The sequence below is a fragment of the Sphingobium sp. B11D3B genome (assembly GCF_025961735.1).
Taxonomy (GTDB): Bacteria; Pseudomonadota; Alphaproteobacteria; order Sphingomonadales; family Sphingomonadaceae; genus Sphingobium.
On the sequence record NZ_JAOQOF010000001.1, the window covers coordinates 1,418,752 to 1,432,800 of the forward strand.

Annotated in this window: 13 protein-coding genes; 9 read left to right on the top strand and 4 right to left on the bottom strand. The window is 66.4% G+C overall.

The annotated features are described in order from the left end of the window. The 4 genes from M2333_RS06725 (at nucleotide 1) to recQ (ending at nucleotide 4,882) form a co-directional block, all read left to right on the top strand. The gene (locus M2333_RS06725) at nucleotides 1-1,329 is read left to right on the top strand and encodes a PQQ-binding-like beta-propeller repeat protein (protein ID WP_264572602.1); all 1,329 of its coding nucleotides are present in this window, start codon (nucleotides 1-3) and stop codon (nucleotides 1,327-1,329) included. Next, nucleotides 1,329-2,762: a ribosome biogenesis GTPase Der gene (der, locus tag M2333_RS06730; protein WP_264611241.1), complete on the top strand. Its 1,434-nt coding sequence runs from the start codon at nucleotides 1,329-1,331 to the stop codon at nucleotides 2,760-2,762. The genes M2333_RS06725 and der overlap by 1 nt, the downstream gene beginning before the upstream one ends. Continuing rightward, nucleotides 2,746-2,985 (top strand): sulfurtransferase TusA family protein, encoded by a 240-nt coding sequence (locus M2333_RS06735; RefSeq protein ID WP_264611242.1) that lies wholly within the window; start codon nucleotides 2,746-2,748, stop codon nucleotides 2,983-2,985. Before der ends, M2333_RS06735 begins: the two co-directional genes overlap by 17 nt. Nucleotides 2,986-3,118: 133 nt before the next feature. Beyond that, nucleotides 3,119-4,882 carry a DNA helicase RecQ gene (gene recQ / locus M2333_RS06740; RefSeq protein WP_264611243.1) on the top strand — a complete coding sequence of 588 codons (1,764 nt, stop codon included), beginning with the start codon at nucleotides 3,119-3,121 and terminating at the stop codon, nucleotides 4,880-4,882. A 4-nt stretch (nucleotides 4,883-4,886) separates the two neighbouring features. On the opposite strand, the gene M2333_RS06745 is transcribed toward recQ, so the two are convergent. From M2333_RS06745 to M2333_RS06755, 3 genes are read right to left on the bottom strand one after another with little or no spacing between them, the layout of a single operon-like run. After that, nucleotides 4,887-5,159 carry a hypothetical protein gene (locus M2333_RS06745; protein WP_264611244.1) on the bottom strand — a complete coding sequence of 91 codons (273 nt, stop codon included), beginning with the start codon at nucleotides 5,157-5,159 and terminating at the stop codon, nucleotides 4,887-4,889. Between the two features lie 52 nt (nucleotides 5,160-5,211). After that, nucleotides 5,212-5,874 carry a class I SAM-dependent methyltransferase gene (locus M2333_RS06750; protein ID WP_413716480.1) on the bottom strand — a complete coding sequence of 221 codons (663 nt, stop codon included), beginning with the start codon at nucleotides 5,872-5,874 and terminating at the stop codon, nucleotides 5,212-5,214. A gap of 12 nt (nucleotides 5,875-5,886) precedes the next feature. Next, nucleotides 5,887-7,092: a DUF3419 family protein gene (locus tag M2333_RS06755; RefSeq protein ID WP_264611245.1), complete on the bottom strand. Its 1,206-nt coding sequence runs from the start codon at nucleotides 7,090-7,092 to the stop codon at nucleotides 5,887-5,889. A gap of 138 nt (nucleotides 7,093-7,230) precedes the next feature. Between M2333_RS06755 and cls the strand changes: the two genes are divergently transcribed. Beyond that, nucleotides 7,231-8,640 carry a cardiolipin synthase gene (gene cls, locus M2333_RS06760; protein ID WP_264611246.1) on the top strand — a complete coding sequence of 470 codons (1,410 nt, stop codon included), beginning with the start codon at nucleotides 7,231-7,233 and terminating at the stop codon, nucleotides 8,638-8,640. Between the two features lie 3 nt (nucleotides 8,641-8,643). Here the strand turns inward: cls and M2333_RS06765 are convergent, their stop codons facing one another. Further along, nucleotides 8,644-9,639: a threonine/serine dehydratase gene (locus M2333_RS06765; RefSeq protein WP_264611247.1), complete on the bottom strand. Its 996-nt coding sequence runs from the start codon at nucleotides 9,637-9,639 to the stop codon at nucleotides 8,644-8,646. A gap of 53 nt (nucleotides 9,640-9,692) precedes the next feature. Here M2333_RS06765 and M2333_RS06770 point away from each other — a divergent pair, with 53 nt between their 5' ends. From M2333_RS06770 to M2333_RS06785, 4 genes are all read left to right on the top strand, one after another. Next, the gene (locus M2333_RS06770) at nucleotides 9,693-10,901 is read left to right on the top strand and encodes a saccharopine dehydrogenase family protein (protein ID WP_264611248.1); all 1,209 of its coding nucleotides are present in this window, start codon (nucleotides 9,693-9,695) and stop codon (nucleotides 10,899-10,901) included. Next, on the top strand, nucleotides 10,901-11,278 hold the full coding sequence (locus M2333_RS06775; protein ID WP_264611249.1) for a hypothetical protein: 378 nt from the start codon (nucleotides 10,901-10,903) through the stop codon (nucleotides 11,276-11,278). The genes M2333_RS06770 and M2333_RS06775 overlap by 1 nt, the downstream gene beginning before the upstream one ends. Nucleotides 11,279-11,345: 67 nt before the next feature. After that, nucleotides 11,346-12,533, top strand: coding sequence for a carboxynorspermidine decarboxylase (locus M2333_RS06780; protein ID WP_264611250.1), 1,188 nt, complete (start codon nucleotides 11,346-11,348; stop codon nucleotides 12,531-12,533). 101 nt (nucleotides 12,534-12,634) lie between these two features. Continuing rightward, nucleotides 12,635-13,975, top strand: coding sequence for a methyl-accepting chemotaxis protein (locus tag M2333_RS06785; RefSeq protein ID WP_264611251.1), 1,341 nt, complete (start codon nucleotides 12,635-12,637; stop codon nucleotides 13,973-13,975). The last annotated feature ends 74 nt before the right edge of the window (nucleotides 13,976-14,049 follow it).

Genomic DNA, 14,049 nt, shown 5'->3' on the forward strand with positions numbered 1-14,049 from the left:
ATGCGTAATCCCACATCATATCGCGCCGCCTGGATCGGCATTCCTGCGGCCCTGCTGCTCCTGACCGGATGCGGCGGGAAGAGCGGCCCCAAGACCCCCGTGCATGGCGACCGCACCTCCATCCTCGGCAGCAACAATGTGCTGGCCGTGGACGATGCCGTTGCGTCGCTCCCGGTCACACTGCCGCCCCCGGTCGTTAACCCCGCTTGGGCGCAATCGGGTGGCAATGCCGCCAAGGCCATCGGCCATGTCGCGCTCGGCGACAATATCCAGCAGGCCTGGTCGGCATCGGTGACCGGTGGCGGCTCGCGCAGCCGGCTGGCCGCAGCGCCGGTCGTCGCAGGCGGCAAGCTGTTCGTGATCGACACCGATGCGACCGTCTCCGCCTTCGACGCCAAGACAGGCGCGCGGCTCTGGTCGAAGAGCATTCGCTCGCCCAACCAGCCTTCGCAGGTGCAGTTCGGTGGCGGCGTCAGTGTCGAGGGCGACCGTTTGTTCGCCACGTCCGGCGCCGGGTCCGTTGCGGCGCTGAATGTTGCCGACGGCGCCGAGATCTGGAAAGTGCAGCCAGGCGGCCCGCTCCGCGGTGCGCCCACGCTCTCCAACGGCAATGCCTATGTGATGAGCCAGGACAACCAGCTCTTCGCGCTCTCGCAGGCAGACGGCGCGGTCGTGTGGACGGACAGCGGCACGCTGGAAGCCACGGGCGTGTTCGGCGTCGGCGCTCCGGCGGCGGCGCAGGGTTCGGTCATCGCCGGCTATAGCTCGGGCGAACTGACGGCCTATCGCTACGAGAATGGCCGCGCTTTGTGGGGCGATGCGCTCAGCCGCACCAGCATCTCCACCTCAGTCGCCATGCTGACGGACATCGACGCCGATCCGGTGGTCGACCGGGGCCAGGTGTTCGCGATCGGCGAAGGCGGCCGCATGGCAGCCTATGAGCTGGTGAGCGGGCAGCGCCTGTGGGAGCTGAACATCGGCGGCATCGCCACCCCGCTGGTGGTGAGCGACTGGGTGTTCGTGGTGACCGACAAGTCCCAGCTGCTGGCCATCACGCGCGCCACCGGCAAGATCCGGTGGATCAGCGATTTGCCGGCTTGGCGCAAGCCGAAGAAGAAGACCGGCCCGATCCGTTGGCGCGGCCCGATCCTCGCGGGCGGCAAGCTCATCCTCGTCTCCACCGAAGGCGCGATGGCGTTCGTCGATCCGACGAGCGGCAAGGTGCTGCAGGAGCGCGACCTCAAGCAGGGTCTCACCCTGCCGCCCATCGTCGCGGACAACATGCTTTACGTGCTGACGGACGAGGGACGCATCCTCGCGTTCCGCTGATGGCAAAAAGACAACGCCCAGACCGCGACACACCGCCCGGAAGCCTTCCGGTCGTCGCCATCGTCGGCCGCCCGAATGTGGGCAAGTCCACGCTGTTCAACCGGCTGGTGGGCAAGAAGCTCGCGCTTGTCGATGACCAGCCCGGCGTCACCCGCGACAGGCGCGAGGGCGATGCTGAACTGCTCGGCCTCAAGTTCCGCATCGTGGATACCGCCGGTTTCGAGGAAGACGACGCGCAGACCCTGCCGGGCCGGATGCGTGCGCAGACCGAAATGGCGGTTCAGGGCGCCTCGGTCGCCTTGTTCATGATCGACGCGCGCGCGGGCATCACGCCGCTCGACGAGCATATCGCCCGCTGGCTGCGCGCGGGGAATACGCCGGTGGTGCTGCTCGCCAACAAGGCCGAGGGCCGCGCTGCCGATCCCGGCATCATGGAAGCCTTTTCGCTCGGCTTTGATGAGCCGGTGGCCTTTTCCGCCGAGCATGGGCAAGGTCTTGCCGACCTGTTCCAGGCGATCCGCCCGCATGTCGAGGCGGACGAGCCAGACCTACCCATCGAGGGCGACCAAGATGATGTGGGAGACGAGGACGAGCTGGACGACAGCGCGCCACTCAAGCTCGCCATCGTGGGGCGGCCCAATGCCGGCAAGTCAACGCTCATCAACCGCATATTGGGCGAAGAGCGGCTGATTACCGGGCCGGAAGCCGGCATCACGCGCGACAGCATCGCCGTCGACTGGACCTGGCACGCGCCCAACGGCGTGGCGCGCGCGGTGCGGCTGATCGACACCGCCGGCATGCGCAAGCGCGCAAAAGTGCAGGAGAAGCTGGAGAAGCTCTCTGTCGCCGATGCGCTTCATGCCGTGGATTTCGCGGAAGTCGTGGTGCTGATGCTCGATGCCACGCTTGGGCTTGAGGCGCAGGATCTGCGCATTGCCGACAAGGTTCTGAGCGAGGGCCGTGCGCTCGTGATCGCGCTCAACAAGTGGGACGTGGCCGAGAATGGCTCGTCGCTCTATCAGGGCGTCCGCAAGGCGCTGGAAGACGGGCTTGCGCAGGTGCGCGGCGTGCCCCTACTCACTGTATCCGGCGCCACCGGAAAGGGCATCGACGATCTGCTGCAAGCGGCATTCGATACCCGCCGCCGCTGGTCGCAGCGCGTGCCAACGAGCCTGCTTAACCGCTGGTTCGATGAGGCGCTAGAAGCCAATCCGCCGCCGGCACCGGGCGGCAAGCGGATCAAGATGCGCTACATCACCCAGGCGCGCAGCCGACCGCCGACGTTCGTGGTGTTCGGGTCGCGTCTTGATGAAGTGCCGGAGAGCTACAGCCGCTATCTCGTCAATGGTATCCGCAAGGCGCTCGACTTTTCGGGCGTGCCAATCCGGCTAAACCTGCGCAGCGCCCGGAACCCATTTGACAAAAAGAAGTGAACCTGCGCGCATCGACGCCCGTGGACTGAAATGTCCGTGGCCCGTCCTGCGCGCGGCGCGCGCGATGCGCGACCATGATACCGTATTGCTGCTGGCCGATGATCCGGTGGCGAAAATCGACGTGCCGGCCTTGGCGCAATCCAATGGCTGGGCGATTGGCGTTCACGAAGCCGAGAGCCATGTGGAATATGCGTTGAGCCGCGCGGGCGCAGAGGAAACTTAGCGAGTGACATGCGGCCGTTTTGCGGCTTTTTCGTTGGCAGGAACGGCCTGTTCTGCTGCGCTGACCGATCATGAACGGTCCGCAGATCCATTCTGCCCTTCCCCCTCACCCCTCCCCACCCTATAGCCGCCCGATGCTTGCCGATCCCGCCGCCCTGCTCCGAAGCGTTTTTGGCTTCGAGGCCTTTCGGGGCGTGCAGGCGCAAGTGGTGGACCGGGTGCTGGCGGGCCGCCCGACGCTGGCGATCATGCCGACCGGCGCGGGGAAATCTCTCTGCTACCAATTGCCTGCGCTCGCCTTGCCCGGCTGTTGCGTTGTCGTCTCGCCGCTGATCGCGCTGATGCACGACCAGTTGCGGGCAGCACGGGCGCTCGGCATCCGCGCGGCGAGCCTGACGTCGGTGGACGCTGACTGGCGCGAGACGCAGGACAGGCTGGTCGCCGGCGAGCTGGACCTGCTCTACGTAGCGCCAGAGCGCGCCTCGGGAGACGGGTTCCGCGCGCTGCTGGAGCGGTCGCGCCTCAGCCTCTTCGCGATCGATGAGGCGCATTGCGTCTCGGAATGGGGCCATGATTTTCGTCCCGATTACCGCCTGCTGCGTCCGCTGCTCGACGCCTTTCCCGATGTCCCCCGGCTCGCGCTCACCGCGACCGCCGATGCCCACACCCGCGAGGATATTCTCACCCAGCTCGGCATTCCGGCCGACGGGCTGATTATCTCCGGCTTCGACCGGCCCAATATCCGCTACCTCGTCCAGCCGCGCGATGGCCTGCGTCGTCAGCTCACCGATATTCTGGCGGCCAATCCCGGTCCCGGCATCATCTATGCACCAACCCGCGCCGCGACCGAGCAGCTTGCCGAGGCGCTGGGTGCCAAGGGGCGCCCGGTGCTGGCCTATCATGCGGGGCTGCCCGCCGAGCTGCGCGCCGCCAATCAGGCTGCGTTTCTCGCCAGCGAAGAGATGGTGATGGTCGCCACCGTGGCCTTCGGCATGGGCATCGATAAGCCGGACGTGCGCTTCGTCGTCCATGCCGGCCTGCCCAAGTCCATCGAGAGCTATTATCAGGAGAGCGGACGTGCCGGCCGCGATGGCGATCCGGCGACGGCGACGCTGCTGTGGGGCGCAGAGGATTTCATGCGGGCGCGCCAGCGGATTAGCGAGGTGGAGCCAGAGCGCCAGGCCGGCGAGCGCGCGCGCATTGCCGCCCTGGGTGCACTGGTGGAAACCGCGCGGTGCCGCCGTGCGGTACTGCTGCGCCATTTCGGCGAGAACCCGCCGCCCACCTGCGGCAATTGCGACAATTGCCTCTCGCCCCCCGCCAGCATCGATGCGACGCTGACGGCGCAGAAGCTGCTCTCGGCCGTCCACCGCACCGGCCAGAGCTTTGGCCTCGGTCACCTCGAAGCCGTGCTGACCGGGCGGGGTAATGACCGGATTTCCCAGCGCGGGCATGATCGCCTGTCGGTCTTCGGCATTATCGAAGGCGAGGAGGCCGCGCTGATCAAGCCGGTCGCCCGCGCTCTGCAGGTGCATGATGCGCTGACCACCACCGACCATGGCGGGCTGGCGCTCGGCCCGGCGGCGCGCGGTTATCTCAAGGGCGAGGAGCGCGTCGAGCTGGTAATCCAGCCGAAGAAGGAGCGCCGCCGTGGCCGGGATAAAGGGGAGAACCCGGTCAACGACCCGGTCTTCGATGCGCTGCGGGAGTGCCGCCGCACGCTGGCGCAGGAGGCCGGGGTGCCGCCTTATGTCATCTTCCATGACAGCACCCTGCGCGACATGGCCGCAATCCGCCCGAAGTCGCTGCGGGACATTGCGCTGGTGAGCGGTGTCGGCGAGCGCAAGCTGGAGGCCTATGGCGAGGCCTTCCTCGCTGCTCTTCGCCGCTTCGGCTAATTCATCAGCCCGTTTCGTCAGCGTCGGTGAGCCGCGCGGCCATATCCATGAAATTGCGGGCGGCCTCGCGCTCGGCGGGGTCCTTGAACGCGACGTCCAGGTCCGGCGCGCCACCGAGCATGTGCAGCAGCGCCCACAGGCCGAACCGCCGGCCCGCATCCTTCTCCAGCCCGAAATCGACGCGCATCCGCTCAATTCCGGCGCCCATCGCCTCGGGGGGCAGCGTGTCCAGCTCGGTCTTGCCGAAATAGCGCAGCATCAGGTCATGAAAATCCATGGCCGCCAGCATAAGGCAGGCGCGGCCCCGACGCAGCCGAAATCGACGGTGCTCACCGCCGGATCGTCAGGCTCCACGCATAGCCGCGATACAGGGCCCGGCAGGACAGGTCCGCGCCATAGGTCGCGGCAAGGCCGTGGGCCACGGCAAAGAGCGGCTCGCGCGGCGTGACGTGAAAGCGCCCGAGCCAGCCCTGCAATGCGGCGCGGAACCAGCTAGGCAAGCGCTCCTGCTGGCCGAAATCGACGATATGGAGCGAGCCGCCCGGCTCGACGACCGAGAGCGCCTGCGCGAGCGCGGCCTCCCATTGCGGGATCATCGAGAGGCTGTAGCTGATATAGACCCGGTCAAAGCCCGGCTCGCCGAACAAGGCCTGCGGATCGAACCGGGCGGCATCCGCGCGCTCCAGAAGGGTGCGCGATTGCGCCCCGGCATGGAGAATGTTGCGCTGGGCCGATTTGAGCATTTCCGCCGAGATATCGAGCCCGAAGAGCCGCGCCTGCGGATATTGCCGGGCGACCAGCGCGAGGTTGCGCCCGGTGCCCACACCGATCTCCAGCACCGATCCGCCAGCGGGCGCGGCCAGATCGCGGATGAGCCGATCCCGCCCCAGCAGATAATATTTGCGGGTGATGTCGTAGACATGCCGCTGCAGCGCATATTGCGCATCCATCGCGCCGGCATGGCGCTCGCTTGCCGCGCCGATGCGGTCCATGTGCGACACAGCCTAGCCCTTCAAACTGTAGAGATGCACGCCGCCATAAATGGACGAGCGGTCGGCGCGGGTGAAGCGCAGCGAGTCTTCGCCATGATAATGCCATCGCTCCAGAATCTGATCAGGCACGCGCCCCGGCAGCAGGCTTGGCTCGGCCGCCGTGCGGAAGAGCACCCGCGCACCGGGGCGGGCTGTGCGGGTGATCTCGTACCAGAGCGCAATCAACTGCGCGTCGTTCATCCAGTCCTGCGCATCCAGCAGCACATAACGATCCACGCTGGCATCCGGCTGCTGGGCGAGCCAGTCAGTCATATTGGCGTGACGGATATCGACCCGGTCGGCGCGCGCCGTCACCGCCGCATAATGATCCTGCTGGAGATAGGGCGGCAGCGGCGCATCCGCATGGCGGCCATAGCCGCGCCCGAAGGCCTGCCAGGCGAAATAATTGGCCTTAAGATCATAATCGCAGGCGAGGCGTTCGAGGCGCTTGCGCAGCACCGCCGCCATTTTCTCATCGCCGGCAAGCGCATCATATTGCGCGGGCGGGATGCCGAGCCCGAAGAGCGAGGCGGGCTGATCGGTCAGCCAGCGGATGAATTTGCGCTCGAAGATCGGCGCCAGTCGCGCCTCGAAGATGCGGCGCTGCTCATCCATGTCCCGGGCGGCCAGCAGTTCGCGCGGATCAATGCGGTACAGCCGCGCCACCAGATGCGCCGCACCGATGAAGCCGCCGAGCAGCCCGCGCTTGTATGCGCCGGAGCGGAACATGCCGATGCGGCGGCGCCCCACCAGATCGCGCCCTTCCCAATAGCGGCGCGCGGTCTCGTCCAGATGCGGGCGGATATAGGCCTTATAGGCCCGAAGATTCTCCGCGCTGTCGGCCTCGGCAAAGAAGCGGCGAAAGCTCGCATAATCGGGCAATTGCTGCGCCGCGACCTGCTTCAGCCGATTGAGCGCAATATGCGCCGTGTTGAGATCGACCGCCGTGATGCGCGCAGGATCGGCGGTCAGATAGGAGAGCACATTGCAGCCGCCGCTGGCGATGGTCACGACATGGCTCTCCGGCGTGATCGCCAGCGCCGCCATGTCTACCACCGGGTCTTCCCAGATCTGCGCATAGACCAGGCCCCGAAACGCGAAGGCGAAAGCGCGTTCGAGAAGGCCTTCGCGCGTGGTCGCCTCATGATTGATGACGGCGCGATCGATGACATGCGGCATGAACGGCTCCCCTGATGGTCCACTGACGCCCCGCTAGGCGCCATGCATGTCAGGCCCGTGACCGCGCGATGGCAGATTGGTGACGCGGCTGCGTGCAATGGTCTTGGCTCTGGCGGAGCGCTCACGCTAGGATCGGGCATGGCAGGGTCATCACCCCATCTCGATCAGATCTGGTACGCGCTGGAATGGATCATCCGCATCGGCGCGCTCGCGGTCGTGCCCCTGCGGCGGACACCTGCGGCGGCGCGGGCGTGGCTGCTGCTGATCTTCTTCCTGCCGGTGCCCGGCCTGCTCTTGTTTCTCGCCATCGGCAGTCCGCGCTTCCCGGCGTGGCGGCGCGAGCGGTTCGACGCCTTGCAGCCCTTCTTCGCCGCGACCGCCCAAGCGCAGCAGTGGCATCAGCCCGCGCTTGGCGATGCGGAGCCCATCGCGGCGCTCGCACGCACTTTGGGGCATATGCCCGCCACCGACGGCAATGCCATCACGCTGATCGACGCCTATGACGCGGTGGTGGACCGGCTCGTCGCGGATATCGATGCCGCCGAACAGTCCGTCCACCTGCTCGTCTACATCTTCGCCGACGATGCCGTGGGCCAGCGCGTGGCCGCCGCGCTCGGCCGGGCCGTCCAGCGCGGTCTGGACGTGCGGGTGCTGTTCGATCCGGTCGGCTCGCGCCCATGGCGGCGCGGGACGCAGGCGCTTTTGCGCGCCAAGGGGGTGCGGGTGTGCGAAACGCTGCCGTTGCGCTTGATCCGGGCCCGAACCCGGCGCGATATGCGCAATCATCGCAAGCTCTTCGTGATCGACGACAGGATCGGCTATGCCGGCTCCCAGAACATCGTCGCGCGCGATTTCCGGCCCGGCGTGGTCAATCGCGAACTGGTCGCGCGGGTGACGGGGCCAGTCGTCGCCAGCATGGCGGCGCTGGTGCGTGCCGACTGGTCGCTGGAGTCCGGCGATCCGCCCGGCGCCTCCCCTGCCCCGAAGGACACTGCCGGGACCGCCTGCCTGCAATTGCTTCCGAGCGGGGCGGACTATCCGCTGGCCGGGTTCGAGACCTTGCTGGTCTGGCAATTGCATCAGGCACGCCAGCATGTCGTGATGGTCAGCCCTTATTTCGTACCGGGCGAGGATGTGCTCGGCGCCATGGGCGCAGCGGTGGCGCGCGGGGTCAAGGTCGACCTCATTCTCTCGCGCGTGGCGGATCAGCCGCTCGTTCGCCTGTCACAAAGCTCCTTCTATCAGGAGCTGCTGGACGCCGGCGTCTCGATCCACCTGTTCCCCAACGAACTGCTCCACGCCAAGACGCTCAGCATCGATGACCGGCTGGCCGTGGTGGGATCGAGCAATGTCGACCTGCGCTCGTTCCAGCTCAATCAAGAGGCGAGCCTGCTGATCTATGACGCCACCTCGATTGCACAGGTGTTGGCAATTCATGACGGCTATCTGGCTGCCTCCACCACGCTGACGCCGGCAGCATGGCGCGCGCGCTCGCGCAGCCGGCGGCTCGCCGAGAACGTCGCCCGGCTGGTGGATTCGCTGCTGTGAGCCTCAGCCAGCCCGGTCGGCGAGTTCCAGCAGGCGCGTGAACGTCTCCCGGTCGACATTGCCGCCCGAGAGGGTAACGAGCGTCGCATCGGTCACCGGCACCTTGCCCGCGAGCACGGCAGCCAGCGCCGCAGCGCCGCCGGGCTCAACGACCAGATGGAGCTTCTCGAAGACCAGCCGCATGGCTTGCGCGACCTCCATGGGGGTCACGGCGGCACCGCCGCTGGCCCGGCCCTGCAACACCGCGAAATTGATCGCGAAGGTGCGCGGCGTCTGGAGCGCGTCGCAATCGGTAGGTAAGGCAAGGTCGTCCACCGACTGGATACTGCCAGCCGCCAGCGAGCGAAGCAGGTCGTCATAGCCTTCCGGCTCGGCCAGATAGAGCTCCGCATCCGGGCAGGCCAGCGCGAGACCGGCCGAGAGGCCCCCGCCCCCGCAACAGGCAACGATGCGGTCGGGTCCGCGCCCGAGCTGCGCCTGCATTTGCGCCGTCGCCTCAATCCCGAGCGTGCCCTGCCCCTCGATGATCCACGGATCGCCATAGGCATGAACGAGGGTCGCGCCGGTCTTCGCGACCAGATCGGCCGCGATGCTGTCGCGATCCTCGCTCGCGCGATCATACAGATGGACCTTGGCGCCCAGCGCCCGGGTCGCCGCCAGCTTGGCGCGGGGCGCATCGCTCGGCATCACGATGGTCGCGGCGATGCCGAGCCGCCGGGCGGCCCAAGCCACGCCCTGCGCGTGATTGCCGCTGGAGACGCCGACCACCTCGCGCGCCCGCTGCTCCGCCGTCAGATCGCTCAGCCGATGCCAAGCGCCCCGGATCTTGAAGGCGCCGATGGGCTGGAGCATGTCCGCCTTGCACCAGATCGTCCGCCCCTGGACCTCCAGAGGCAAAAGCGGCGTGGGCGGCAGCAGCGCCGCAATCTTGTCCGCCGCGCGCAACACGCCTTCGCGGCTCGGCGCACGAAGCGGATCGAGCAATTCTTGTTCTGTCACAGAGCCCCCCTATATGCAGGCGCTTGTCGATTCGACTTCATGGAGACTAACAGATGAGCAAGGTGCTGGTCATCGGCGCAGGTGGCGTCGGATCGGTCGCGGTCCACAAGATGGCGATGAATGTGGACATCTTCAGCGACATTCACCTCGCGAGCCGCACGGTCTCCAAATGCGCTGCCATTGCCGCCTCCGTGAAAGAGCGCACGGGCGTTGCCATCAGCACCTATGCGCTGGACGCCGACGACGTGGCCGCAACGACCGCGCTCATCAAGCAGATCGGCCCCAAGCTGGTCGTGAACCTGGCGCTGCCTTATCAGGACCTTGCCATCATGGATGCCTGCCTCGCCGCCGGCGTCAATTACATGGACACGGCGAATTACGAGCCGCGCGACGAGGCGCATTTCGAATATAGCTGGCAGTGGGCCTATCAGGACCGGTTCAAGGATGCCGGCCTCATGGCGCTGCTCGGCTCCGGCTTCGATCCCGGCGTCACCAGCGTGTTCGCGAGCTGGCTCAAAAAGCATCATTTCGACCGGATCGACACGCTCGACATTCTGGACTGCAATGGCGGCGACCATGGCCAGCACTTCGCCACCAACTTCAATCCCGAGATCAACATCCGCGAAGTGACCGCGCCCGCGCGGCACTGGGAGAATGGCGCGTGGGTCACAACCCCCGCCCTCTCCTACAAGCAGAGCTTCGACTTCGAGGAGGTCGGCCCCAAGAACATGTACCTCATGTATCATGAGGAACTGGAGAGCCTCGCCAAGCACCTGCCCGAGATCAAGCGCATCCGCTTCTGGATGACCTTCGGCGATGCCTATCTCAAGCATCTCGAAGTGCTGCAGAATGTCGGCATGACGCGGATCGACCCGGTGATCTACAATGGCGTGGAGATCATCCCGCTGCAGTTCCTCAAGGCCGTGCTGCCCGAGCCGGCGAGCCTTGGCCCCACGACCAAGGGCAAGACCAACATCGGCGACATTGCCACCGGCCTTGGCAAGGACGGCAAGGACAAGACGCTCTACGTCTACAATATCAGCGACCATGAGGACGCCTATGCCGAGACCGGCAACCAGGCGGTGAGCTACACCACCGGCGTGCCGGCGATGATCGGCGCGGCGCTGATGCTGCAGGGCCTGTGGTCCGGCGCGGGTGTGTTCAACATCGAGCAGCTCGATCCCGACCCGTTCATGGACATGCTGAACAAGCATGGCCTGCCGTGGCAGGTGAAGGAACTCGACGGACCGCTGCCCTTCTGATGGGCGCTCTGCGCATCCGCATCGGGCTGGCGAGCGCCGCCCTGGCGCTCGCTCTGGGCGGCTGCGCGCCGCAGATCGGCCTGGTCGATGGCGTGCCCTCCTCCGAGCTGAACAGTTGCGCGCGACAGGGCGGCTCGCTGCAGGCACGGGGCCGCGCGCAGACGGTCATGTGCGTGGTGCCCTATGCCGACGCGGGTAAGAACTGCGCCTCGAAAAAGGACTGTCAGGGCCGCTGCCTGGCCCAGCCGGGCAAGAACGGCGCGCTGCCGCTCGACGAGCAGAAGGCGCCCGGCCATTGCCAGGCTGACAACAAATTATTCGGATGCTTTGCCGAACTCGACGGCGGCAAGGTCGTTCGGTCTATGTGCATCGACTGATCGGTGCATCGATGAAAGCGGGGCGGTCGCAGCCGCGCCATGACATGACTTGAGCGGAGCTGACCCCATGGAAACCCGAGCCGGCGACCCCGTCGCCTTTGCGCGCTTCGATCTCAATCGCGTGCCCTCGCCCGCTTTCGTGGTCGATGCGGCCGCTATCCGCCGCAACCTGACGATTCTCAAGGACGTGCGGGACCGGGGTGGCATCAAGATGCTCGCCGCGCTCAAGGCCTTCTCGATGTGGTCGCTCGGGCCGACGGTCTCGGCCTATCTCGACGGCGTGTGCGCCTCCGGCATTTACGAGGCACGGCTGGGGCGCGAGGAATATACCGGGCTGGATGAAAAGGGCGAGGTTGCGACCTATTGCGCCGGATACAAGGCGGCCGACCTGCCGGAAATCTGCGTTCTGTCCGACCATATCATCTTCAATTCGCCCGGCCAGCACGCGCGCTTCCGGCCCCTTCTCGACGCGCAGCGCGCACAGGGCATGAGCTTTGACGTCGGCTTGCGGATCAATCCGCTCCATGCCGAAGGCGAGGTGGCGAAATATGATCCCTGCCAGCCCAACAGCCGGCTCGGCTTCCCCATCGACCAGCTACTCCCTGAGCATCTTGAGGGCGTGGACGGCATTCATTTCCACACGCTGTGCGAGCAGGATTTCGTGCCGCTCGGCCGGACATGGGCTTCGGTCGAGCCGAGCCTCAAGCGCTTCTTTCCTCAGCTCAAATGGCTGAACTTCGGCGGCGGCCATCATATCACCCGCGCCGACTATCAGCGCGATGAGCTGGTCGCCTTCCTGCAGCAGGTCCGCCGTGAGACCGGGCTCGACGTGTATCTGGAACCTGGCGAGGCCGTGGCGCTGGACGCGGGCATCCTCGTGGGCGAAATTCTCGATGTGATCGACAATGGCATGCCTGTGGCCATCGTGGATATTTCCGCGACCTGCCATATGCCCGATGTGATCGAGGCGCCCTATCGCCCGGCGATGCTCGGCGAAAACACCAGCGGCGATCTGGTGCGGCTGGGTGGCCCCTCCTGCCTCGCAGGGGACATCATCGGCGACTATGGCCTGCCCGTCCCCGCCGAGCCGGGCCGTCGCATCGCCTTCCTCGATCAGGCGCATTATTCGATGGTGAAGACCAACACCTTCAACGGCGTGCCGCTGCCCTCCATCTGGCTGTGGGACAGCGAGACGGACGAACTGCAGGAAATCCGCCAGTTCGGCTATGAGGACTTCAAAGGCCGGCTGAGCTGACATGGAAACGACATAAAACTGTCACAATAAGCCCTTGAATTCCCTCGCCTCATTCGAACTGGATAACCAAAAGTTTACCGTCCGGCTTCTAGAGGCGTGGCATGATGCATGCCGCCTCTTTCCAGATCGACGGACAGGATGACGAGGACGCTGTCGCCCGGCTGCGGATGCCGGGCAGCGAGCAGATCAAGGCGCGGCAGGGCGCCTCGTCCATGGAGATTGTCGTGCTGTTTCGCCAGCACATGGGCTTGCGGCTTCTCCCGCTGGTCGATCAGGCGGATCGCCCAATTGGCGCCATCTATGAGGAGGATGTCCGCAATATCCTCTTCAACCCCTATGGCTATGCCCTGCTGAGCAATCCCGGCATCACCATCGCCTTTGGCGAGCGGATGCAGCACTGTCCGGTGGTCGAGATGGACAAAGGCCTTGCCGGCCTGCTCGCCGTCCATGCGCGCGACGGTGGCAAGGAAGCGATTATCGTGACGCGCGGGGGCCGCTATGCCGGCTTCGTCCCGAATGCCGCCATTCTCGGGGCGATCAACGCGCAGGAGGTGCGGCAGCGGCGCGCGCGCGACGCGGAACTGGCGCGACTACGCGCGGTGAGCGCGGCCTTCGAGCAGGACATCCAGAGCCTCTCTACGGCGCTTGGCGATATGGCGTCGCTGCTCCAACGCACAGCTACCGGCACCGCCGCCCGGAGCCAGGACAATACCGACCACGCCTTGCACGTGCTCACCGCCGCCGGCCAGACCGGCGCGATGATGGACGAGGTGGCGCGCTCCAGCGCCGCATTGGTGCAATCGCTCGGGCGGCTCGACCAGGAAACGGAGCAGGCGCGGGCTGTCGCCGCCGAAGCCGTTTCCCGAGTGGACGCCAGCGCCGCGCAAGCGCAGGCGCTCGATCAGGCCACGCAATCCATCGAAACGATCACCGTCACGATCGAAACGCTGGCCCGATCGGTCAAGCTGCTCGCGCTCAACGCCTCGATCGAAGCGGCGCGGGCTGGAGAAGCCGGGCGCGGCTTTGCCGTCGTCGCCAATGAAGTGCGCGCCCTTGCCCAGAAGACCGGTGCGGCGGCACAGAACATACGCAGCCACGCCCTGACCGTCCGCGGCACCGTTGAGGCCGTCACCGGCGCGCAGGCGGGGCTTGAGCGCGTGATCGCCAGCGTCAAGCAGGTCGCCGATAGCGTCACCGCGACGGTCAGCGCGCAGCGGGCCCTCTCCCTCCATCTCGCCGCCGGCACCGAGCAGGCAGCCTCGGCGAGCAAGGACATCGAGGCGCATATCGTCCGCATCTCCGGCAATGCGCGATCCGCTACCGAAGGTGCGCAGGATCTGGCGCGGACGGCTCATGATCTGAGCGACTCATCGAGCGGCCTCTCGCGGCGGGTGGAGCGGTTCCTGAGCGACATCGCGATGCGCGAGGGCGCCGCTGATTGAAGCGCATTCGGGAGAAGATTCGACTCGCCGCAACCGCGCCACCCGTCCGGCGGGTTTGCGACACGTCCGATCCT